At 63.1% G+C, this 21,689-nt stretch carries 24 protein-coding genes and 1 pseudogene; 11 read left to right on the top strand and 14 right to left on the bottom strand.

Translation table 11 applies throughout. From position 1 onward, the window contains the following. Positions 1-61: 61 nt before the first annotated feature. The 3 genes from efp (at position 62) to AC0L27_RS03895 (ending at position 3,345) form a co-directional block, all read left to right on the top strand. A complete protein-coding gene (gene efp / locus AC0L27_RS03885) occupies positions 62-628 on the top strand; it encodes an elongation factor P (RefSeq protein ID WP_027569909.1) in 567 nt (188 codons plus the stop codon). 23 nt (positions 629-651) lie between these two features. Next, positions 652-2,274: a M23 family metallopeptidase gene (locus AC0L27_RS03890; RefSeq protein ID WP_473317963.1), complete on the top strand. Its 1,623-nt coding sequence runs from the start codon at positions 652-654 to the stop codon at positions 2,272-2,274. A gap of 84 nt (positions 2,275-2,358) precedes the next feature. Beyond that, entirely contained in the window at positions 2,359-3,345 is a 987-nt protein-coding gene (locus tag AC0L27_RS03895; RefSeq protein ID WP_275171996.1) for a DUF808 domain-containing protein, read from the top strand. Between the two features lie 30 nt (positions 3,346-3,375). Here the strand turns inward: AC0L27_RS03895 and AC0L27_RS03900 are convergent, their stop codons facing one another. Beyond that, positions 3,376-3,879, bottom strand: coding sequence for a cupin domain-containing protein (locus AC0L27_RS03900; protein ID WP_275172017.1), 504 nt, complete (start codon positions 3,877-3,879; stop codon positions 3,376-3,378). Positions 3,880-3,900: 21 nt separating this feature from the next. After that, positions 3,901-4,380, bottom strand: coding sequence for a carboxymuconolactone decarboxylase family protein (locus AC0L27_RS03905; RefSeq protein WP_275171995.1), 480 nt, complete (start codon positions 4,378-4,380; stop codon positions 3,901-3,903). A 54-nt stretch (positions 4,381-4,434) separates the two neighbouring features. Here AC0L27_RS03905 and AC0L27_RS03910 point away from each other — a divergent pair, with 54 nt between their 5' ends. Then, the gene (locus AC0L27_RS03910; protein WP_275171994.1) at positions 4,435-4,959 is read left to right on the top strand and encodes a MarR family winged helix-turn-helix transcriptional regulator; all 525 of its coding nucleotides are present in this window, start codon (positions 4,435-4,437) and stop codon (positions 4,957-4,959) included. A gap of 27 nt (positions 4,960-4,986) precedes the next feature. Here the strand turns inward: AC0L27_RS03910 and AC0L27_RS03915 are convergent, their stop codons facing one another. The 3 genes from AC0L27_RS03915 to AC0L27_RS03925 all read right to left on the bottom strand — a co-directional run bounded on the left by AC0L27_RS03915 (position 4,987) and on the right by AC0L27_RS03925 (position 5,825). Continuing rightward, positions 4,987-5,166: a hypothetical protein gene (locus AC0L27_RS03915; protein ID WP_275171993.1), complete on the bottom strand. Its 180-nt coding sequence runs from the start codon at positions 5,164-5,166 to the stop codon at positions 4,987-4,989. An 85-nt stretch (positions 5,167-5,251) separates the two neighbouring features. Further along, the gene (locus tag AC0L27_RS03920; RefSeq protein ID WP_354054694.1) at positions 5,252-5,503 is read right to left on the bottom strand and encodes a hypothetical protein; all 252 of its coding nucleotides are present in this window, start codon (positions 5,501-5,503) and stop codon (positions 5,252-5,254) included. A gap of 61 nt (positions 5,504-5,564) precedes the next feature. Further along, complete coding sequence (locus AC0L27_RS03925; protein WP_219680264.1) at positions 5,565-5,825, bottom strand: hypothetical protein; 261 nt, start codon at positions 5,823-5,825, stop codon at positions 5,565-5,567. Positions 5,826-5,959: 134 nt separating this feature from the next. Here AC0L27_RS03925 and AC0L27_RS03930 point away from each other — a divergent pair, with 134 nt between their 5' ends. Next, entirely contained in the window at positions 5,960-7,189 is a 1,230-nt protein-coding gene (locus AC0L27_RS03930) for a lytic murein transglycosylase (protein ID WP_354203605.1), read from the top strand. Between the two features lie 19 nt (positions 7,190-7,208). On the opposite strand, the gene AC0L27_RS03935 is transcribed toward AC0L27_RS03930, so the two are convergent. From AC0L27_RS03935 to recJ, 3 genes are all read right to left on the bottom strand, one after another. Next, positions 7,209-8,006, bottom strand: a complete 798-nt coding sequence (locus AC0L27_RS03935) for an aldolase (protein WP_354203607.1) — start codon at positions 8,004-8,006, stop codon at positions 7,209-7,211. 109 nt (positions 8,007-8,115) lie between these two features. After that, on the bottom strand, positions 8,116-8,925 hold the full coding sequence (locus AC0L27_RS03940; RefSeq protein ID WP_275171989.1) for an SDR family NAD(P)-dependent oxidoreductase: 810 nt from the start codon (positions 8,923-8,925) through the stop codon (positions 8,116-8,118). Positions 8,926-8,970: 45 nt separating this feature from the next. Next, positions 8,971-10,812, bottom strand: a complete 1,842-nt coding sequence (recJ, locus tag AC0L27_RS03945; RefSeq protein WP_354203609.1) for a single-stranded-DNA-specific exonuclease RecJ — start codon at positions 10,810-10,812, stop codon at positions 8,971-8,973. A gap of 279 nt (positions 10,813-11,091) precedes the next feature. Between recJ and AC0L27_RS03950 the strand changes: the two genes are divergently transcribed. Further along, positions 11,092-12,168, top strand: coding sequence for a methyl-accepting chemotaxis protein (locus AC0L27_RS03950; protein ID WP_275171987.1), 1,077 nt, complete (start codon positions 11,092-11,094; stop codon positions 12,166-12,168). A gap of 159 nt (positions 12,169-12,327) precedes the next feature. On the opposite strand, the gene AC0L27_RS03955 is transcribed toward AC0L27_RS03950, so the two are convergent. Further along, the gene (locus AC0L27_RS03955) at positions 12,328-13,314 is read right to left on the bottom strand and encodes a helix-turn-helix domain-containing protein (protein ID WP_354203612.1); all 987 of its coding nucleotides are present in this window, start codon (positions 13,312-13,314) and stop codon (positions 12,328-12,330) included. Positions 13,315-13,631: 317 nt separating this feature from the next. After that, positions 13,632-14,405, bottom strand: coding sequence for an MBL fold metallo-hydrolase (locus tag AC0L27_RS03960; protein ID WP_354054709.1), 774 nt, complete (start codon positions 14,403-14,405; stop codon positions 13,632-13,634). A 73-nt stretch (positions 14,406-14,478) separates the two neighbouring features. Between AC0L27_RS03960 and AC0L27_RS03965 the strand changes: the two genes are divergently transcribed. Then, positions 14,479-15,363: a LysR family transcriptional regulator gene (locus tag AC0L27_RS03965; RefSeq protein ID WP_354203614.1), complete on the top strand. Its 885-nt coding sequence runs from the start codon at positions 14,479-14,481 to the stop codon at positions 15,361-15,363. 13 nt (positions 15,364-15,376) lie between these two features. On the opposite strand, the gene AC0L27_RS03970 is transcribed toward AC0L27_RS03965, so the two are convergent. After that, positions 15,377-16,117, bottom strand: coding sequence for an SDR family oxidoreductase (locus tag AC0L27_RS03970; protein ID WP_473317964.1), 741 nt, complete (start codon positions 16,115-16,117; stop codon positions 15,377-15,379). 99 nt (positions 16,118-16,216) lie between these two features. Here AC0L27_RS03970 and AC0L27_RS03975 point away from each other — a divergent pair. The 4 genes and pseudogenes from AC0L27_RS03975 to AC0L27_RS03990 form a co-directional block, all read left to right on the top strand. Then, a pseudogene (locus tag AC0L27_RS03975) lies at positions 16,217-16,393 on the top strand (IS5/IS1182 family transposase); the annotation flags it as partial. A 319-nt stretch (positions 16,394-16,712) separates the two neighbouring features. Next, positions 16,713-17,726 (top strand): formylglycine-generating enzyme family protein, encoded by a 1,014-nt coding sequence (locus AC0L27_RS03980; RefSeq protein WP_354203618.1) that lies wholly within the window; start codon positions 16,713-16,715, stop codon positions 17,724-17,726. A gap of 237 nt (positions 17,727-17,963) precedes the next feature. Then, positions 17,964-18,707, top strand: coding sequence for an SDR family oxidoreductase (locus AC0L27_RS03985; protein ID WP_354203620.1), 744 nt, complete (start codon positions 17,964-17,966; stop codon positions 18,705-18,707). A 10-nt stretch (positions 18,708-18,717) separates the two neighbouring features. Continuing rightward, a complete protein-coding gene (locus AC0L27_RS03990) occupies positions 18,718-19,134 on the top strand; it encodes a cupin domain-containing protein (RefSeq protein WP_354254960.1) in 417 nt (138 codons plus the stop codon). A 42-nt stretch (positions 19,135-19,176) separates the two neighbouring features. Here the strand turns inward: AC0L27_RS03990 and AC0L27_RS03995 are convergent, their stop codons facing one another. The 3 genes from AC0L27_RS03995 to AC0L27_RS04005 all read right to left on the bottom strand — a co-directional run bounded on the left by AC0L27_RS03995 (position 19,177) and on the right by AC0L27_RS04005 (position 21,591). Further along, positions 19,177-20,172 (bottom strand): L,D-transpeptidase family protein, encoded by a 996-nt coding sequence (locus tag AC0L27_RS03995; protein WP_354203624.1) that lies wholly within the window; start codon positions 20,170-20,172, stop codon positions 19,177-19,179. Positions 20,173-20,184: 12 nt separating this feature from the next. Beyond that, a complete protein-coding gene (locus AC0L27_RS04000) occupies positions 20,185-21,246 on the bottom strand; it encodes a glycosyltransferase family 4 protein (RefSeq protein ID WP_275171976.1) in 1,062 nt (353 codons plus the stop codon). Positions 21,247-21,381: 135 nt separating this feature from the next. Further along, positions 21,382-21,591 (bottom strand): hypothetical protein, encoded by a 210-nt coding sequence (locus AC0L27_RS04005; protein WP_275171975.1) that lies wholly within the window; start codon positions 21,589-21,591, stop codon positions 21,382-21,384. Between the last annotated feature and the right edge of the window lie 98 nt (positions 21,592-21,689).

Consider the following 21,689-nt stretch of genomic DNA (forward strand, 5'->3'; position numbering starts at 1 on the left):
TCCCCCATCAATTTGACCACGTCCTGGCCCGAGCCGGGCCAAGCAAGCAGGAAATACAGCTTTGAGAGTCATCGCCAGTTCTATTCGCAAGGGCAACGTGATCGAGCAAGACGGCAAGCTATATGTCGTCGTGACCGCCGAGAACATCCATCCCGGCAAGGGCACCCCGGTCAGCCAGATCGAAATGCGCCGAATCTCGGACGGGGTAAAGATCTCCGAGCGCTACAAGACCACCGACCAGGTCGAGAAGGCCACGATCGAAGAGCGCAACTTCACCTATCTCTATGAAGACGGTGACGGTTTCCACTTCATGAACCCGGAAACCTATGACCAGGTCCAGGTGTCCAAGGACGTCATCGGCGACGCCGCGGCCTATCTTCAGGAGAGCATGACCGTCAAATTGTCGACCCATGACGTCAACGTGGTATCGATCGCGTTGCCGCAGCGCGTGACGCTGGAAGTGGTCGAGACCGAGCCCGTGACAAAGGGCCAGACCGCTTCCTCGTCCTACAAGCCCGCGATTTTGTCGAACGGCGTGCGCACCACGGTGCCGCCGCACATCGCCGTCGGCACCCGAATCGTCGTGATGACCGAAGACGGCTCCTACTCCGAACGCGCCAAGGACTGACGGGGCCAAAGCGAGCGCAACAGGTGCCGCCGGGGGGCGAGACAGTGGTTGGGAAAAGTTTCCGCTTCGTCTCGCAACTTCTGGCGTCGCTTTCGCTCCTCATTGCCTCTCCGCTCGCTGCGGATGAGTTCCGCAGCCCCTCGCTCACGGCGCTGCGCGTCGATTGGCGCGCGGCGCTCGACCAGCTCCGCACCGAAATCAACACCCATCCACGGGCCGCGGACGATTTCATCTTCGCCCCCCGTCGTTCGGTGCCGCGCTACGATCCACGTGCAATGCCGGCGCTGGTGCAGCTCAACGCGATCTCTTCGCAATTTTTCACCGGCATCGCCCGCAGCTCCGTGCCCGTGCTGCTGCCGTTCGACACAGCCGCTTATTTCGAAGCACGGCGCAATGGCGCGCCGACGACCCTCGCGCTGTCGCGCTACCAGGCCGACTTCAGTTCCGTCGACATGTTCGATGCCGGCCCCGCCGGCTACAGCGCGACCTTTTCGTTCGAGCCTGGCGCCGGAGACGGCATGCCGAGCCGGGTGTTCGCAAGGCCGGTCGAGGTGCAGATCACGGGTTCTGCGCTCGTCTATGACATTGCCGATCCCTCGGGCGGCAAGGGCGACCCGGTCAAACCGCTCGCGGCGCTCTACCCGGACCTGCGCAAGTTCATCAGGGAAGGCTATGTGCGCTACGCTTTCACCCGTTTCGGCGTCGCCTATGTAGTGTCGATCCAATGCCTCGATAGCGTCGCCAAGCCGCGGCGACTTGCCTGCAAGGAGGCCTATCCGGTCGCCGAACGCTTCCTGAAGGCGCTGCGCGTGGCCGGCGGCCAGCGCATGCGGCCGCTGACGGACATCGCTTCCAACATTCTCGATCGTCCCGGGGCACGTTCCCCGGACTTCACCTACCGGCCGAGCGGCGACATCATCCCGAACACCGGCTATCGCAAGCAGGGCGGCCATCCCGACTTGATGGCCTACGCACAGATCCGCTTTCCTCTCGATAAGGCGCCCGCGTTCGTACACTCGCAATCCTATGCCAAGCGCGACAAGATGGAGAGCACGACCGCCTATCCCTGGCGGGACAATTTTTGCGAGTCCCGCAGTTTCGAGGTCTGGCAATGCGGCGGCGGTTATGGCCATCAGGGCGAGGACATCCGCGCGGCCGAGTGCCCGCCGCCCGGTGAAGGCCGCCAAGCCTGTGATCCCAAGCAGCGCGCCGTCGTCGCCGTGCGGGATGCGAGGGTCATACGCGCCTCCAAGGACCAGGCCGTGACGCTGCAAATCAACAGCCGGACCGAGCACATCCGTTTCCGCTACATGCATATGAACCCGCAGGCGCTGAACGCAGATGGCCTGCTCAATGGCCGCATCGTATCGGAGGGCGAGAAGATCGGCGTGGTCTCGAACTATCTCGACCATCCCGCCGGCACCTCGATGCACCTGCATTTCGACGTGCAGGTGTTCACTCGCGACGGCTGGATCTGGGTCAGTCCTTACGTCACGCTCGTCTCGGCGTACGAGCGCCTGATCCGCGCCCGCGGCCGCGAGGTCGGCCCGGAGATCGCCGGCACGCCGCAGCCCGTGGCGCATGCGCTACCGGAGGACGTGCTCAAGCCGGACCTGCGCGAGGGATCGGGCGGCGACGAGAACTGACGGCTTGCTCCTTCCATTGCCAGGCAGTGCAACAGCGTGTTTGTCGCACACACCGCCCGCTGGAAGGCCGAAGGAACTGGGTTGATGAGTGTCGGACTGATTGGTCTTCTCGACGATATCGCGGCGATTGCGAAGGTTGCGGCAGCCTCGCTCGACGATGTAGCGGGCCAGACGGCCAAGGCGGGAGCAAAGGCGGCTGGCGTGGTCATCGATGATGCAGCCGTCACGCCGAACTACGTGATCGGCTTTGCCTCGAAACGCGAACTGCCGATCGTGGGCAAGATTGCGGTCGGGTCGCTGCGCAACAAATTGCTGATCCTGCTGCCGATCGCCCTGTTGCTTGGTTATTTCCTTCCCGCCGCCGTCACGCCGCTGCTCATGCTGGGCGGCGCCTTTCTCTGCTACGAGGGTGCCGAGAAGGTGCTCGAGGCCGCAATGCCGCATGATGCGCACCACCACGAAGCTCAGTCCCAGCCGATTGCATTGAATGCGCGGTCGGTCGAGGACGAGAAGGTTGCGAGCGCGATCAAGACGGATTTCATCCTGTCGGCGGAGATCATGGCGATCACGCTGGCAGCCGTGCCGGCGGGCAGCATCTGGACGCAGGCGCTCGTGCTGGCGCTCGTCGCCATTTTCATCACAGTTGGTGTCTACGGCGTGGTCGCCCTGATCGTGAAGGCGGACGATGTCGGCCTGGCCCTTGCGCGGTATGACGGCGCTTCGGTCATTGGCAGCGCAATCCGCTTGCTTGGACGTGCGCTCGTCCGCGGCATGCCTGCCTTCCTGGCGGTGCTGAGCACCATCGGCACTGCGGCCATGATCTGGGTCGGCGGCGGCATCATCCTGCACGGCATCGAACAATACGGCCCACCGGCGATCGGCCAAACGGTCCATGCCGCGACCGAGGCTGCCGCGCACCTCCTTCCGTCCATTGCCGGCATCGTCGAATGGTCGGTCGAAGCAGCCATCTCAGGCGTCATTGGGCTCCTTGTCGGCGCAGTTGCGATACCGGCCGTCACATACGGTCTTTCACCGCTATGGAAACGTGTGAAGCGATCGCAGCCCACCTGAACAAGAGCCGCTTCGGATTGCGAGTGCCGGCTACTCCAGCAACGTCGTGAGTTGCGCGCCCTCGTCGGCCACGAACACCGCGATCAATTCCGCCGGCTCCGTGGTGCTGGCATTGGCCGAAACCAGATGGGTCGAGCCGGGCGGCTCGAAGAAGGACTGGCCGACGCCGAACGTCTCGACCGGGCCGCCGCCGAGCTGGGAGCGGATCTCGCCCTTGGTGATGTAGGCGGTGACGGATCCTGCGTGACGATGCGGCCGCGAGAACCCGCCGGGACCGTAGAACACGCGCACGATGGTGACGCGCTTGCCCGGTACGTTCGGCAGCGCGTAGGAGCCGATCGGTTCGATCTTGTCGAGCGGCGAGCTTTCGGCGGCTGTGGCGCAGAGCGGCGAGAGTGCGCCGGATATGGTGTCCATCGTCACCGGCAGCGCCTTGCCAATCGCAAGCGCGCAGGCGAGCCCTCCGACGACGGCGATCGCCATCGAGCGCGATGGCAACGGGCGTGGTGTGGTGGGCAGACTCATCGCTGTCATCATGATCTCCCTTCGTTGCAATCAGGATGCCGCTGCATTCGCTGCGACCGGCCGCTTCGCCGGCGTCCAGCGAAACGCCGCACCAAAACGGTTCCAGACGTTGATGGAGGCGACCGCCGAGGTCAGGTATGTCAGCTCGGTCTCCGAGAATTCACGGCTCGCCTCGGCGTACACGTCTTCGCCGACGCCGTCGGGCAGGCAGGTCAGCGCCTCGGTCCAGGCCAGCGCGGCACGTTCCCGCGCGGAAAAGATCGGCGCCTCGCGCCAGACCACGACCAAATTGAGCTTGTCCACTGGGACGCCGATCCGCTCCGAAAGCAGGATGTGATGCTGCAGGCAGAAGGCGCAGCCGTTGATCTGCGATGCGCGCAGCTTGACCAGTTCGAGAAGCTGCTTGTCGAGGCCGGCCTTGGCCGCGACCCGGCCGAGCGCCAGCACCAGCTCATACGCGTCGGGCGCGATCTTCTTGAAATCCTCGTATTCGCTGCGGGCGTGTGACATTGCCGTTCACCTCGTGGTATTGTAAGAGTGCTGATACATTATAAGAGCACTTATATGACGCGCAAGCCGCCTGATATCACGAGATCGCAACCGCGGCGGCAGGCAGCCACTGCCGCCCCGGCGGTTCGGGTGCCAGCGCCAGGGGAAGGCAAGCGCGGCGAACAAGGCTATCTCGGCTATCTGCTGCGCCAGGCCCACGCCGCAGTCCGTCTGACGATGGAGCGGTCGCTGGCCGATCTCGGTGTCACCTCACCGCAATTCGCGGTGCTGACCATGCTCAATGCCTATCCGGGACTGTCAGGGGCCGACGTCGCCCGCCTCACGTTTCTGACGCCCCAGACCGTCGGCGTCATCATCCGCAATCTCGAACGTGACGGTGCGATTGTGATGACGCCCCATCCCGTCCACGGCCGCATCCAGCAATGGACGCCGACGCCGCGCGGCGCGACGCTTTTGAAAGCGTGCCGGGAACGGGTGATTGCGTTGGAGAAGCGCCTTGCGGTCGGGCTCGATGCCAGGGCCGAGGCAAGCATTCGCCGCTGGCTCGCAGGCATCGCGGCCGATTTGCAGGAGGATTAGGCGAAGCGCGTTCGCCGCTGACGGGTCCTAGTCGCCGCCTCCTCCATCGCCGCAGCCGCCACCGTCCGAATCCGGGAAGTCACTTGCGGCGCCGTTGCCTCGAATACCGCGCCCAAAGTTCTCCGCAAGGATCATCAGGATGACGACGAACAACCCGGCGCCGAACGGCCAGGGATTGGCGCGGATGATGTCGAACAGCTCCTGCATTCACGCATTGTGCGCAGACGGAAGCGAATCGACCGTAAAGCGACAGGCTCAAAATTGGGGATACCCGACCCATTGCAGGCGCGCCCTACCCGCCCTTCAACACTTTCTTAACCTCGCCATCAGGCCAGGTCTCGCCCGCTGCAATCACCCGCACGCGGCTTTGATCGGCATCATTCACCAGCTCATGCGAACTCACCCGATCGCCGCTTCGCTCCAGATGCAGATCGGTTTCGGGCTTCCAGCTCAGCGTGGTCGCGAGATCGCCGGGAAAGATCTGCCATAGCGATCCGTCGTCGAGCTCGACGACATGGCTTTCCGCATGCGCGCGTATCTTCATTCCACCCCGAATCCTCGATGAACGGACGGCGGGCCCCGACGATCGGCCGGGCCCCAACCCATCAGTCGTTGTCGTGATGAATCACGGTCTTGCTGCGATTGCCGAATTCGTCTTCCTTCTTGATCACCGTGGTGCGGTCGGCGGGTTCGCGCTCCTTGATGACGGTGGTGCGGTCGCGATCACGGTCCCGCTCACGATATTCGTGAGACTGTCCGACCGTCACGCCGGCACCGACCGGACCGACGTGAACGCCGACTTCGTCGGCAAACGCAGGCGCGGCGATGGCCGTGACCATGGCGGCGGCAAACAGATATTTCCTCATCTTCTCCTCCTCTAATTTGGTGCTGGGGGAATGCGGGAGTGCGACAGTTTGTTCCGGGGAACGCGTGCCTGCGTCTCTTCCTCTGGTTCCAGGAACCGGGTCACAGCCGCCATGTTTCCCGCTAGAATGGGCCCATGAAACACGCTGATTCCATTGCCTCCCGCAGCCGCCGCGCTCTGCTTCGATCCACGCTCGGCGCGGCCGCACTCGTCGCAATCCCAACGCGCATCCTGGCCGCGCCTCCAGGCTTCGAGGAATGGCGCGAGGGCTTTCGCGCACGTGCAATGGCCAAGGGCATCTCCGCTGCGACCTGGCAGCGCGCGATGGCGCGGGTCGAGCCCGACATGAGCGTGTTCAAGCAGATGCGCAACCAGCCCGAATTCCATGAGCAGGTCTGGCAATACATCAACCGCCGCGTCTCCGACTGGCGCATCATCAACGGCAAGATTGCGCTGAAGAACAACGAGGCGCTGCTCGCGCGCGTCGAGCGCGATTTCGGCGTCGAGCGCGGCACGCTGCTGGCGCTGTGGGGCGTCGAGTCCGCCTATGGCGATCCGCTGGTGCAGCAGAACCACATGACGCCGGTGTTTCCCTCGCTCGCCGCCCTCGCCTGGAACGAGCCGCGCCGCAAAGCCTATTGGGAAACCGAGCTGATCAACGCACTGCGCATCGTCGACAAGGGCTGGAGCACGCCGGAGCAGATGCAGGGCTCATGGGCCGGCGCGATGGGGCATTCACAATGGATGCCGGAGGTCTGGCTCAATGTCGGCATCGACTACGATGGCGACGGCAAGGTGTCGCCGTTCGGCAAGCCCGACGACGCGCTGGGCTCGACCGCAAAATATCTCGTCAACCGGGGCAAATGGCACCGCGGCGAGCATTGGGGCTACGAGGTGCGCGCGCCCGGCGAGATGAGCGGCACCCGGACCTATGCGGCTTGGCAGGCAGCCGGCGTCACCCGCGCCGACGGCCAGCCATTCCCGCAAGCCTCCGCATCCGCGCAAATGTGGACCCCGGTTGCGGGCGGGCCGACGTTTCTGCTGGGACCGAATTTCAACGCGGTGAAGAGCTACAATCCCTCGATGAACTATGCGCTGGCGATCTGCCATCTCGGTGACCGCTGCCTCGGCGCGCCGCCTTTCATCCAGCCATTCCCCGGCTCCGAGCGCGCGCTGACGCTCGCCGAGGTGCAGGAGATGCAGACGCGGTTGACCAAGGCGGGCTTTGACACCGGCGGCACCGATGGCCGTGTCGGCAATGACACCATGAAGGCAATCAAGGATTTTCAGCAGCGCGCGGGCATCACGCCCGCGGACGGCTATGGCGGGCTGAAGGTGCTGGCGAAGCTGCGCCAGGGGTCGTAGGCGGGGGTCGTAGGCAGGCTCAGTGCCTGTACTGCGGCTCCTCCGCATCGAGCTGGCGACGGATTGCGGCGAGATGCAGCCGGGCGGATTCGGAATCGCCCTCGCGCATCTGCCTGTACGTCTCGGCCGCAATGGCGGGATCGACCGGCAGTACCTGACGCCCCGTCGACATCGCCAGCACCTGCACCTCGGCAGCACGTTCGAGATAATAGAGATCGTCCCAGGCTTCCGCGATGGTCGGTGCCAGCACCATCACGCCGTGATGCTTCATGAAGACGATGTCGGCGTCCCCCACGGCCGCTGCGATGCGCCCGCCTTCGCGGTTGTCGAGCGCAAGGCCGTTGTAGTCGCGGTCCACGGCCGTGCGACCGTAGAATTTCAGCGCGGTCTGGCCGGCCCAGATCAGCGGATCGCCCTCGGTCATCGACAAGGCCGTGGCGTAGGGCATGTGGGTGTGGAAGGCGACCTTGGCGCGCGGCAGCCGCTTGTGCATCTCGGCATGGATGTAGAACGCGGTCGCCTCGGGCACGCCCTCGCCGTCGAGCACGTTGCCGTGGAAGTCGCAGATCAGCAGTTTTGACGCGGTCAGCTCGCGGAACGCGTAGCCGTAAGGGTTGACCAGGAAGAGATCGTCATGGCCCGGCACCACGGCCGAGAAGTGGTTGCAGATGCCCTCCTCAAAGCCGTTGCGCGCAGCCATGCGAAAGCAAGCGGCAAGATCCTCGCGCGCGCTGCGGATCGCGTCGGTGACGAGGTCCGGACGGTTCGAGCGGAACGTTGCTGGCATGGATGACGAAGAGTGAAGGCTGTGCGCCATGGCGGAAGGACACCTCTGTCGATCGGAAGACGCCCGCGTTGTACAGGTCCGACGCCTGCGCGTCAGCCCCCGCGGGCGCCACCCTGCCCTTCGCAGCCCGCGCGGCGGCTTATTGCCGCCGCGGCACACCGCCGGCATTCATGCCGCCGTCGATGACGAGCTCGGTGCCGGTGACGTAGCGCGAGGCATCGGAGGCCAGATACAGCACGCCGGAGGCGATTTCCGCAGCCTGGCCGGCGCGGCCGAGCGGCGTGACGACGCGCGCACGCTCCTCCGGATCGATCGGCGCGTTGGCCTGGTTGCCGGTCGCGCCAGTCGGGATCTTGCCCCAGATCGGCGTGGCGATGATGCCGGGATGGACCGAGTTGACGCGGATGCCGTCACAGGCCGCCGCGCACTCCATCGCGATCGATTTTGCGAACAGCCGCACGCCGCCCTTGGTCGCCGAATAGGCCGACAGCCCGGGCGCGCCGCGCAGGCCCGCGAGCGAGGACATCATGACAATCGAGCCGCCGCCGGTCTTGCGCATCAAGGGCAGGCAATACTTCACCGAGAGGAACACGCCGTCGAGGTTGATCGCGTTCTGCTTGCGCCAGTCGCTGAGCGTCATGTCGACGATCGAGGGCACGGCGATGCCGATGCCGGCATTGGAGACGAGAATATCGAGCCGGCCAAAGCGCTTCGCGATCTCGGCTGTGATCTCGATCCAGCGCTCTTCGCTGGTGACATCCTGCTCCAGGAAAATTGCCTTGCCGCCGGCCTTGGTGATGCGTTTGGCGAGCTCGGGGCCGCGCAGCTCGTCGATGTCGGTGGCGATGACGGTGGCGCCCTCGCGCGCGAACATCTCGACGATGGCCTCGCCAATTCCGGATGCGCCGCCGGTCACCAGCGCGACCTTGCCCTCAACCTGCCCTGCCATGTTCACTCCCTTTTTTGCTGTAAGCTTTTTTGTTGTTTGCCGGGCCTATCTAATCATGGATGGTCCCTGGTCGGGTAGCGCGACGTCGATGACGCGGAATTGCACACGCTCGGCGCCCTGGTAGCGATCGACCGACAATGATCCCGCGACATGCAGTTGCTGGCCGCGATTGGCAACGAGCGCGTTGCCGAGCTTCTGTCCGATCGAACGGAACGCGATGCCGTTGACGATGGCGCCGTCGCCCGATTTGAAGCGTAGCCTCAAATGTGCCTGTCCCACCTCGTCGGCATAGACGAGCTGGTGCGCCGGCAGCGCCAACACGACTTCCGGATTGCCGCTGCCGAAGGGACCTGCGCGGTTGAGCGTCGTTGCAAGCTCGGTCGTCACCGCGCGCGCGGAGACCGCGCCGTCGATGTAGAGCTCGTTGACGTGGCGCGCCTCGGCGACGTCGCGTGCCAACGCATGCTCGAGGTAGGCGCGAAATTCGGCGAGCTTTTCCTTCCGCAGCGTGACGCCCGCAGCCATCGCGTGACCGCCGCCCTTGAGAAGAATGCCGTCGGCGACCGCCTGCCGCACCGCCTTGCCGAGATCGACGCCGGCAATCGAGCGGCCGGAGCCGGTGCCGATGCCGCCGGGCTCCAGCGCGATCGCAAAGGCGGGCCGCGAGAACTTCTCCTTCAGCCGGGACGCAACGAGACCGACCACGCCGGGATGCCAGCCTTCGGAGGCCGTCACGATCACGCCGATCTTGTCCTCGAGCCCGATCGAGGCGAGCGCCTCGGCTTCGGCCTGCGCTTCGGCCGCCTGCTCGATGATACGACGCTCACTGTTGAGGCGGTCGAGCTCGGCGGCGATCCGCGCGGCCTCGACGCTGTCACCCTCCAGAAGTAGCCGCACGCCGAGATCGGCGCGGCCGATGCGGCCGCCGGCATTGATGCGCGGCCCCAGCATGAAGCCGAGATGCCAGGCCTCCGGCGGGCCGTTGAGCCGCGCCACGTCCATCAGCGCGGTGTGGCCGACATGGTCGCGCCGCCGCATCGCGATCAGGCCCTTGGCGACGAAGGCGCGGTTGAGACCAATCAGCGGCGCGACATCGGCAACCGTGCCGAGCGCGACGTGATGCAGCATGCCGAGCAGATCAGGCTCGGGCATCTCCGCTTTCCAGAAGCCGCGCTGGCGTAATTCACGATTGACCGCGACCAGCGTCACCAGCACGAGGCCGACAGCGGCGAGATGGCCGAGGCCGGAGAGATCGTCGAGCCGGTTCGGATTGACCAGCGCGTCGACCTCTGGCAGCTCCGTGCCGGCCTGATGATGGTCGATCACGACGACGGACATGCCGAGACGTTTTGCCTCGGCGAGCGGCTCGATGCTGGTGGTGCCGCAATCGACGGTGACGAGCAGCGTGGCGCCCTTTTCGGCCAGCGCACGCACGGCTTCCGTGTTGGGCCCGTAGCCCTCGAAGATGCGGTCGGGAATGTGAATCAGCGGATCAAGCCCGCAATGGCGCAGATGCCAGGTCAGCAGCGCCGCCGAGGTCGCGCCGTCGACATCGTAATCGCCGAAGATCGCGACCTTCTCGCCGTTCGCCGCGGCATCCGCGATCCGCTTTGCGGCGGCTTCCATCTCCGTCACCGTGAACGGGTCCGGCAGAAGCTTGCGGATGGTGGGATCGAGGAAATCTGCGACGGCGTCGCTGTCGACACCGCGGCCTGCCAGGACCCGCGCCAGCAGTTCGGGCAGTTGGTGGCGCTGCACGATGGCAAGCGCCTTCGCCGCCCCGCGCGCATCCAGCCGGTCGCGCCAGAGCTTGTCGGTGAGCGAGCGCGCCACCCCCAGGAACGCCTGGGGCGCTTCGACGGGCAAGGCGGTGGCGGGCGGCGTCATGAGCTGCGGTCGGTTTGAGGAACCTGGGAGCCGGAGGTTGTTGCATCGTCCGGCCGACGGGACGATTGGCCCGGAATCCTGCGGGATTTGCAATGTCTGCGCCGCACAAAGCGGTGGATTGCCGCTTTGCTACGCGGACTGACTATCATTTGAGCATTCCGCAAAACAGCAAATTAAGCAGGCGTTAGGCGGAATCTTCGAAAAAGAATTGTATTCGATCTGTCAGTGATTGTTCCGGGTTCGTTGCAGATCAGACCTCATTGCCAAGGGAAGCCCCCGATGTCTGCTGCGCCGGGTCTCAAAGCCAAGCCGATCGCAAATGAACCCGCTGATGATGATTCCGACATCTCCGCGCTGATCAACCGCCTCACGGCGGAGGTCAACCAGATCGCGGTCGACAAGACCAAGGCGATCCAGCAGATCACCAACCAGATGAAGATGCTGGCGCTGAACGCGCTGATCGAAAGCTCGCGCGCCGGCGCGCAGGGCGCGGGCTTCGCCGTGGTGGCGCAGGAGGTCCGCGGCGTCGGCCAGCAGGTCGAGACCATCGCCCGCGAGCTCGAAAGCCAACTGACGAAACGGACCGGCGATCTCGTCTCCTCGATTGACCGGATGAGCCAGCGCTCGCGCGGCGAGCGCATGGTCGATTTGTCGCTCAACGCCATCGAGCTGATCGACCGCAATCTCTATGAGCGGACCTGCGACGTGCGCTGGTGGGCAACCGATTCAGCGTTGGTCGATTGCGCGGCCTCGCCCGACGGCGCGGCCGTGTCCCATGCCTCGCAGCGTCTCGGTGTGATCCTGGGGGCCTACACCGTCTACCTCGACCTTTGGCTCTGCGACCTCGACGGCAACGTCATCGCCAACGGCCGCGCCGACCGCTTTCGCACCGTCGGCCAGAACGTCGCCCACACCAAATGGTTTCGCGAGGCCAACACCCTGCGCTCCGGCGACGACTATGTCGCCGGCGACGTCGAGAACCAGCCGCTGCTCGGCAACGCCCAGGTCGCGACCTATTGCGCCAGCGTCCGCGCCGGGGGCCAGGCCAACGGCGCGCCGATCGGGGTGCTCGCCATCCATTTCGACTGGGAGGCACAGGCCCGCGCCATCGTGCAGGGTGTGCGCGTCGGCGACAGCGACAAGGCACGCGTGCTGCTGGTCGACTCCAATCTTCGCATCATCGCCGCCTCGGACGGCCAGGGCATCCTCAGCGAGCGCATCTCACTCTCGCTGGACGGCCAGCGCTCCGGCTTCTATCAGGACCGCTCGGGCACGCTGGTGGCGTTCCACGCCACGCCGGGCTACGAGACATATCGCGGCCTGGGCTGGTATGGCGTGATCGTCTGCGGGGCGTGAAGCTGGAGGCGGTCTGCCCATCCAACTCAAAACCGTGAAAACAACCCCATGCACAGTAGCCATCTGGTTGTTTTCATGACGGTTTTTTTCGCGATTTGACGCCGGCAAAAACCGGCACGCATGCCATCATGGCGTCTTTCGCGGTCCAGGCTCAGAGCGCTAGGCTCTGGTGATATCGTCTTCGAAAGCCTGCACCGTCGCAATTCCAAGCGTTTGCGACGGACGCTCTCCGAACATTGCCAGGTAATATTGCGAAAACCGGCCGAGCTCGTAAAAGCCCTGTTGCATGGCGACGGCTGTCACGGTGGTCGAGCCGGGTGCGCTCTGGTGCAGGATCGAATGAACAGCGCAGAGACGCTTGTGCCTGAGGAAGCTGACCGGGCCGAGACCGAATACCTCCTGAAAGGCGCGGTGGAGGGTGCGCCGCGATACGCCGAGCACCGCGCAAATTTCCGACACATGCACCGGACGCGTGCCGGCGTCGTCGAGAAACTCCTCGACCTTGCGGATCAGCCGTCGCGCGGAAGGCAGCCAGCCATTGCCATCAGGTGGCAGCGACGACGCGACGTTGGCAGCCATGCATTCGGCGATCGATCGTTTCCAGAAATCGGCAGTTGATGGCGTCAGCCCATATTTGTTGTCGCGCAGGTGCGACATGACCCGGACCAGGCGGCGCGAGGCGATCGCGCCGGTCTCGATGTGCGCGCGGAAATGACCGCGGCTGCGCCAGGTGTCGGGGTCGCTCAGCCGTGCCTCACCACCGAACAGCGTTGCGACTTCGTTGAGGTCGAAGCGCATGGCGGCGTAGGCGGAGCCGCCGTGAAAAACACCGTCATGTTCGAGCCGCGGCGGAATGACGAGCACATCATTAAGCTGCATGTCGAACGACCAGTGGGCGACGCGTTCTTCGGCTGCGAGCAGCATCCCGATGATCAGTCTGTCGTCGCTGGAAACCCGCTGCGTGCGCATGCCGACGTTGAAAGCACCAATGCTGAGCGAGAAGTCGCCGATGCCGACATGGGATAAAGTTCCGCGCAACCGACCGCGGCCGAGTTGCATCACATCGACATGCGAGCCGTGGACGGCCTGCTGAAGACCTTCGAAACCGTCCAGCTTGCGCGAATCAACCAGAAGGAATTGCCCCATGGCTGTACCGTGTTACTGAAGCGCGACAATTCTGCGGCAGGCAGCAGCGAAATACCACCACAACGCGAGGTGGGCGCGACAAGCCGACTTCGCGTTTTGAGGCAAATCATCGCCGAATTTGTCGCGAGATATGCCACTGAATTGCCTCTGCATTGAGGGATTTGCGACATGGGGCGCCAGGGTGCGTACCCATAAAATCTGCTGCTAAGAGTAGGCGCGCAATGTCCGCTTGTCCTCCAACAGCGGCGCGAAAGCGGACGTTGTCGGACTTCCAAGAAGGGCTGATCGCCGACACGTGCCGTCGCGCCAACCATCCGCTACCAAGAGATCGTCAACGCTTCGCCCTTCTCAAACCTTGTCAGACGTTTTGACAAGTTAAACGAGGCAAAGACTTCGGCAAGTTGATCTTGGCTCTCTCTCAGATGCCCCCATCCCTCATTATGCACAGCGACTAGAGCTGCATCCGGGAAGGCGTGCGCAGCCTCCAGCGCGTCCTCGCTACCCATCGTCATGTGAAACCGCCCGCGGGGCTCGGCCGCGCCAGTGTGTAGGATGACAATCCTGGGCGAAAACTTCCGCGCCACCTCAGACGTGCCATCGAACCAAAGCGTATCGCCCGTGATATAGATCAGGTCGCCGGCCTGCTCTGCTCCAAGCGCAAAGCCGACCACGTCACCAGCCTCGACGCCAACAGGGCCATGGCGAGCCGGCGTGGCGGTCACGATTAACCGCTGACCATCCTTTCCTTCGAGAAAACGAGCCTCAAATGGGTCAATGCCGACGGCATTTCCACCTAAACGTTGAGCTCCCGACATGGTCGTATAGACCGCGCCGACCTTCGGTAACAAAGCCCGGCCCAAATTATCGAGATTGTCAAAATGGTGGTCGTGGCTCAACAGGACTGCATCCACCCTTCCGACATTCTCCACCGAGATACTCGGCCCTTCGGTCTTGACGTGTTTCACGGGGCTGTGCGGCCCCTGATATTGCCCAGGTGGATCAAAGGTAGGATCAGTCAGTAGGCGAAAGCCATTGTGCTCAATGAGCACTGTTGGACCACCGATCAAGGTGAGGGTGATTGAACCGGACATAGAGCTCTCTTCAATGTTGTCCAACCTTAGATAATCCACTGGCCATCGGATAAAAATCCACTATCTTCTCCCAATGGCTGTTAAAAATCGCACAGCGCTTGATTGGGAGAATGTTCGGGTCTTTCTCGCGCTCGCTCGCCACGGTAGTTTGTCGGCTGCCGCGCGTGCCCTCTCCGTAAATCACGCGACGGTCGCCCGCCGCGTGAAGTCGTTAGAGCAATCTCTTGGTGAGCAGCTGGTCGAGCGGCGTCTCGACGGTTATTTGCTGACACCTGCGGGCACCCGTCTTCTCGGTCCAGCCACTGAAATGGAAACAGCGGCGGCAAACCTCGGCCGTGGCGGAGGCGAGGACAAGCCTATTGGGCTTGTTCGAGTAAACGCGCCGCCAAGTCTCTCGCAACACTTTCTCGTTTCACGGCTCGCCAAACTGTGCAGGCAACATCCAGGGCTCGATGTCGACTTGGCGACCGACTTTCGGTCGGTGAGTTTAGAACGACATGAAGCGGATATTGCCCTCCGTTTCGGACGCCCGCAGGATGGTGACGTTGTTGCCAAGCGGCTGCTGCCAATCGGGTTCGGCTTTTACGCTAATGCCGAATGGCGGCGCCGGGTTCAAGCCGGAGCCGAGCCGGTCTTTGTCGGGTTCGATGAAGTGAACGCGCATTTGCCGGAAGCACGCTGGCTGTCTAAGCACTTTCCACGTTGTCGATTATCTTTTCGAACCGACAGTCAGTCCGCCCAGGCGGTCGCCGCTCGTGCGGGCGCAGGCATTGCACTTCTACCGCATTTCGTTGGCAAATCGGAAGACGGCCTCTTCACATGCAATCTTGAGCGTGAACCGCTGATCCGCGAGCTGTGGCTGATCATGAGGCGTCAAAGTCGAGAAAGCCTGCCTATCAAAACCGTCGCGGACCATATTTCTTTTACTTTCGACGACGAGTCCAAATTGTTTCAGTAAGATCGATCCACGGTCAAATTGCTTGAGCCGTCGGGCGAACCACGATCTCATTTATATCGACATTGGCGGGTTGCTCCATTGCAAACGCGATTGCACGAGCTACCGCTTCGGGCGGAATCGCATTTTTGTAGATCTCAAGCATGCGCGCACTTTCGGAGCCTGTGGTCTTATGTTGGATGCCGGTGTCGACGGCACCTGGCGTGATTAAAGTCGACCGTATTGGCGTCGTTGCAAGTTCGGCTCGAAGACCCTCGGATAGCGCCCGGAGCGCAAATTTAGAAGCCGAATGCACCGCGCCGCCTGGCGAAAACACTTTGAGGCCGTGGATGGAACTGAGACTGATGATATGCGCGCGCTGCTGGCGCATGAAAACCGGCAGAACAGCCGCGATTGCCCACAACGCCCCCTTAATATTTAAGTCGACAGTGGTCTCCCATTCCACGGTGTTGATCTCCATCAGCGGGCGGACAAACATGATCCCGGCGCAGTTGATCAGCGTATCCAGCGAACCAAAATCCTGAGCGACCTTCGCGACTGTTGCCTTTACCTGCTCTTTCTGTGTCACGTCGACGGGATAGGCGCGGCTTTCGCCACCCGTGTTACGTATCGCCCTTGCAACATCCTCGGCCTTCGCCTCGCTGATGTCGGCGACCGCGATCTTCGCCCCTTTTGATGCGAGATCCTTTGCCGTTGCTGATCCGATGCCGCCAGCGCCACCAAGAATAAGAACAACTTTGTCTTTAGCGTCGCTCATCCGCCATCCCTCTACGTTGTGCGAAACGTAGCTCACCAAAGTGCCGTGTTGAATGAGCGTTTTTGATCAGCGACGGCGCAAAAATGAGTCGGCTTGATCTGCTTTAGCCCGTACCTCTATCGCGCTCGCAACCTCGTCGGACTGTTCTTCAACAGGATCAAGCACTGCCGTCGGGTGGCGACGCGCTACGACAGGCTTGCAGGAAACTACCTTGCCGTCGTCCAACTTGCATCTATCCGGCTATGGCTGGCCGCGCGTTATGAGTCCGCGCCCTAGGTCTCACCAAATGCCTGCAGACTGGCACAAACTGCACATCACAGCCGTCCAATCTTCGAGTACCGTTTGCAACCTTAGCGATATCAAGGGGAAGCGCTCTGCGGATGGCAGAGCGCACGCGGCATGATTTGCCGCGTACTCGAAAACGTGCGTGCGAAGGAAAGAGATGTTGACGCAATGCAGCGTCTTCCTCTCCCCCGAGCACCAAAAAAAGAGGGGGACTCAATGCGTCCAGTGGGCCGGGCAAAGAGCTATCGTCGAAGTCTGCCAGAGTTGGCGCAGTAGCATCGAGTGGAATGCGAGTATCGGAGCTTCCACCATGTTGCGAGCGGATCTGGATCACTGCGAGTGGTTGCCGGATGATTTGAAGACCGGCGAGATGGTCTTCATTCCCGGCGGAACCTTTCGCATGGGATCCGACCATCATTATCCCGAGGAAACGCCGAGCCATCGCGTCGCTGTCGACGGCTTCTGGATTGACCGCACGCCCGTGACCAACCGGCAGTTCAAGCAGTTCGTCAACGCAACCGGCCATGTCACCGAGGCGCAGATCGTTCCCAATCCGAAGGACTATCCAAGCGCGCTGGCAGAGTTGCTCTACGCGGGATCGCTGGTGTTCTCACCGCTGCCGCGCATCACCGATCTGACCGACTGGAGCCAGTGGTGGACTTTCCTGCGCGGCGCCAACTGGCGCCATCCCTATGGCCCCGGCAGCAACATCAAGGACCTCGACGACCATCCCGTCGTTCACGTCTCCTTTAGCGATGCGGCAGCGTATGCCCGCTGGGCCGGCAAGGACTTGCCGACGGAGGCGGAATGGGAGTTCGCGGCGCGTGGCGGCCTCGAGGCGGAGGAATACGCCTGGGGCGATGCGCTGATGCCGGGCGGCAAGCACATGGCCAATGTCTGGCAGGGCAACTTCCCCGTCCAGAATCTCGGCGAGGATGGGTACGAACGTACCTCGCCGGTCATGGCCTTCCCGCCGAACGGCTACGGTCTCTACGACATGATCGGCAATGTCTGGGAGTGGACCTCCGACTGGTGGTCGTCAAAGCACGCCGCCGAGGCTGCAAAACCCTGCTGCATTCCCAAGAATCCCCGCGGCGGCGGTGAGCACACGAGTTACGACCCTCGCCTCCCCGGCATCCAGATTCCGCGCAAGGTCCTCAAGGGCGGCTCGCACCTCTGCGCGCCGAACTATTGCCGCCGATATCGTCCGGCCGCGCGGCACGCCGAGCCGGTCGATACCTCGACCAGTCATGTCGGATTCCGGTGTGTGGCGCGGATGCCGTCAGTAACCGAACGCCAACAAGAAGGACGTGCTGCAATCTAGCGAGTGCCGCCGGCGGACGCCGGCGACAGCACTGCGCGCCGCGCTTCGGACTATTTCGATACCCAACTTTATCTATCGGCGATCGGATAGACGTCTTCAGCATTTTTCGACAAGGCAGGCCGGTTACAGGCAAGAGCCCGCCCCATTTCCCCGGTAAGAGTCGCCTCATCGCTTTCGCGACGCGCGCGCCGTCGCTCCTGAAACGCTCGCGCTCGCAACGTGCCGAGGAGACATGCCATGAAGATCGTCGTGATCGGCGGGACGGGATTGATCGGATCCAAGCTCGTAGCGAGACTCAAGCAGCAAGGCCACGACGCCGTCGCGGCTTCGCCGAAATCAGGCGTGAACGCCGTGACCGGGGAAGGCCTCGCCGCTGTGCTGGCGGGTGCGGATGTCGTCGTCGACGTTGCCAACGCGCCGTCCTGGGAGCCTGCCGCCGTGCTCGAATTCTTCGAGCGTTCGAGCAAGAACCTCGCTGCGACTGAGGCGGCTGCAGCCGTGAAGCATCATGTGGTCCTCTCGATCGTCGGAACCGAGCGCTCGCCCGATAACTCCTATTTTCGCGCCAAGCTGGCACAGGAGACCATCGTCAAGGCATCTCCGGTCCCTTACTCGATCGTCCGCGCCACCCAGTTCTTCGAATTCCTCAGCGCCATCGGCGATATGGGCGCGGCCGACGACCGGATCGTCGTTCCCACGGCATTGTTTCAGCCGATCGCAGCCGAGGACGTGGCTGATCGCCTCGCAGAGGTTGCGATGGGCCAGCCGCTCAATGGCACGATCGATATCGCAGGGCCTGAGAAGGCGCCCTTCAATGAATTCATCGAACGGCGCCTCAAGGCATCCGGCGACGCCCGACCGGTGGTGGGAGACCCAAAGGCGCCGTACTACGGCGCTCCCATCGACGACACATCGCTGAGGCCTCTCGGCGAGGCGCGGCTTGGCAAAACGCCGCTCGCTACATGGCTCGCGAGACTTTGAGGAGACTTCCATGCGCAGATTGCTGATCGCAACCGCTGTTTATGCCGCATCATTCCTGACGGTCCATGCCGCCGAGACGGCGGCACCCACAGCCAAGGTGACGGTCGTGTTCGACCAGGCGCTGCCCAACGTCCCAGGCAAGAGCATGAAGGGCGTGCTGGTCGAGTACGGCCCAGGAGGCTCCTCTCCGGCCCACATCCACGCGCCCTCGGCTTTCATCTACGCCACCGTCCTGGAAGGAGCGATCCGCAGCCAAGTGAATGACGGCCCCGCCAAGGTCTTTCATGAGGGAGAGAATTTTTCCGAACGACCTGGCGACCGTCATGCCGTCAGCGCCAATGCCAGCGACACCCAGCCCGCGAAGCTGCTTGCCGTGTTCGTGGTGGATACAGCCGACAAGGAACTGACGACGCCTCTCGCGAAGTAGCGCCAGGTCAGCAGACGGCGATGCTGGAACGGGACGCTGGCGTCAACCCGCGCTCGCCACGAACGCGACCGGCGTACCTTTCGAGACACTGGCTGCCACCCGTTCAGCGTCCCAGTTGGTGAGACGCACGCAGCCGTGGGATTCCGCTTTGGAGATCTTCTTCGGCGAAGGCGTGCCGTGAATGCCGTAGCCCTCGGCGGACAGGTTGATCCACATCGTGCCGACCGGATTGTTCGGACCGGGCTGGATGGTGAAGGGCTTGCGCGAACGGACGTCCCTGAAGTGGTAATCGGGGTTGTAGCGATAGTGCGGATTGCGGCTGATTTCCGTGACCTTCAGGGTGCCCGAGGGCGATGGCTTCTCTTCGCTTCCTACCGTCGCAGGATAAAAGCCGATCAGCGCATTCGACTTGTCGAACAGCTTCAACGTCTGTCGGCTCTTGTCGATCTCGACCCTGTCGGCTTTGGCAGGCGCAGCGCCTCCACTCGCGGTATCCACGATGACGATGGTGTCGCCGGCACGATCGAAGCGGCGCCCGGGGTTGAGCGCTGCCAAGAGCTCCTCGCTCATGTGAAATTTCTCGGCCAATCCTTCGCGCGGACTCGTGAATCCAAGCTTCGGAATTCCTTTCATCTCCTCCATGCTCGACGGAAGCCTGCTCAGGAAAGGGCCCGCCACGTCCTGCTGGGCAATCGTGTAGGTCGCCGTTGCCGGCCGGTCGTCCGCCAGCAACGCCTTCCAGATGTCTTCCGAGAGAGCCTCCGAACTCGGCAATTGCTGCGCTTCCGCATAGGCGCGCAGCGCCTTCCTGGCGTTCTCTCCGAACTTGCCGTCGATCTCGCCGGGCGAGAAACGCGCCCTGTCCAGGAGGACCTGCAGCCGGACGCCGGCCGGCGTCGGCTTCTCGTTCGAGAGAATCTTGTTGGTTGGCTGGGCGGAATTGATGGCGGCGGCGTCCATCGCCGCGGCGAACGCTGGCGGCGCCGTCAGAGCGAAGACCAGAAAGATGCAAATCTGCCCCGCTTTTCCGAGCGACATCGCCGGGTCCTTTCACGTTTCCGACGGTTCAGTGATGAATTCCCGAGCCACGGCGGCAGACAATTTGCGGTACTGATCTTCGTACTGCCTCGCCATTCGGCTCGCGGAAAAGCGCTCCTCGAACCGGGAGCGCACCTTCCTTCGATCCAGCTTGCCCAATTCGCCGACTGCCCTGACGGCCTGCTCCTCGTTCTCGACGATGAAGCCTGTCAATCCGTGCTCGACGACTTCAGGGACGGAGCCGGAGCGATAGGCGATTACCGGGGTTCCGCATGCCATGGCTTCGATCATGACCAGCCCAAACGGCTCCGGCCAGTCGATCGGGAACAACAGCGCAGCGGCTTCGGCAAGGAAGGGCTGTTTCTTCGCGTCATCGACTTCACCAACAAGCTGGATGTTCTTGCCGTCGATGTTGGGCTCGATGTGCTTCCTGAAGTAGGCTGTCTCGGCGCGAGGGACCTTCGCGGCGATGCGGAGGGGCATCTGGACCGCGCGTGCGATGCGAATGGCGTCCTCCGGACCCTTGTCTGCGGTGAGACGTCCGAGAAACGCCAAATAGGACCCCTGTTCGTAGGACGGCCGAAACAGGTCGGACGGCAGCCCGTGCTGGATTGTTCCGATCCATTTCGCATCCGGAAGCGGCAGGCGCTGATGATCGGAAATCGACACGAAGCATGCTTCAGGAAATTGCCTGGCTACGTCCGGTAGCCCAGGCAAGTCGAGGCGCCCGTGCATGGTCGTAAGGAACGGCACGCCGAGACGACTGAGCAACGGCAACGACAGCCAGTCGACATGCGCGTGGATCACGTCGAACTCCTTCGCACGCCTTGCAATCGCCTCCATCAGCATCGCGCTCGCGGCCGTCGGGTCCGCCCCCGTCCGCCCGAGACGCAGCGCGCGTGGCCAAACCGGATGAAGCGCACCATTCGTCCTGGAATCGCCGCTCGCAAACAGCGTGACCTCGTGGCCGAGCTCGACCAGTCCATCCACCAGCCAGGCCACTACCCGCTCAGTGCCGCCGTAAAGCTTCGGAGGGACGCTTTCGGCGAGGGGAGCAAGCTGAGCGATGCGCATGAGAGGCTACCCGTTAAACCGCCGCACGCACGATCAGAATGATCGCGGCGGACAGAAGGTTCGAAATCGCGAGCAGCGTCCAATTCGGCCTGGCACTTGCAGCCGCGACCCGGCAGACGACCCCTTCCATGAGCCTCAACATTCGTCGTCAGGAAGCCGATCGAGGTAGGCAATCCCGAATTGCGTGAGTTCTTCGGCATCGCTCCCGCGCGCTTTCCATCTCCCTTGCAGATGACGCTCAAGCAGACAGCGACGACTATCCGCGGCATCGACGTGGCGATGCCGGGCGCGGTAAACGGACCAAGCAATATCCACCGCCGTTCGTAGCGGGTCGTCGTCGACCATGTTCCAACTCCGAGATGGAGACGTTCATGCGACGGCAACTCGTTACGAGGACGGAAGTTTCCACTTTTTCCCGGAAAGTCCGAAACTGCGCGGCCACC

This window comes from Bradyrhizobium sp. Ken51, assembly GCF_055807435.1.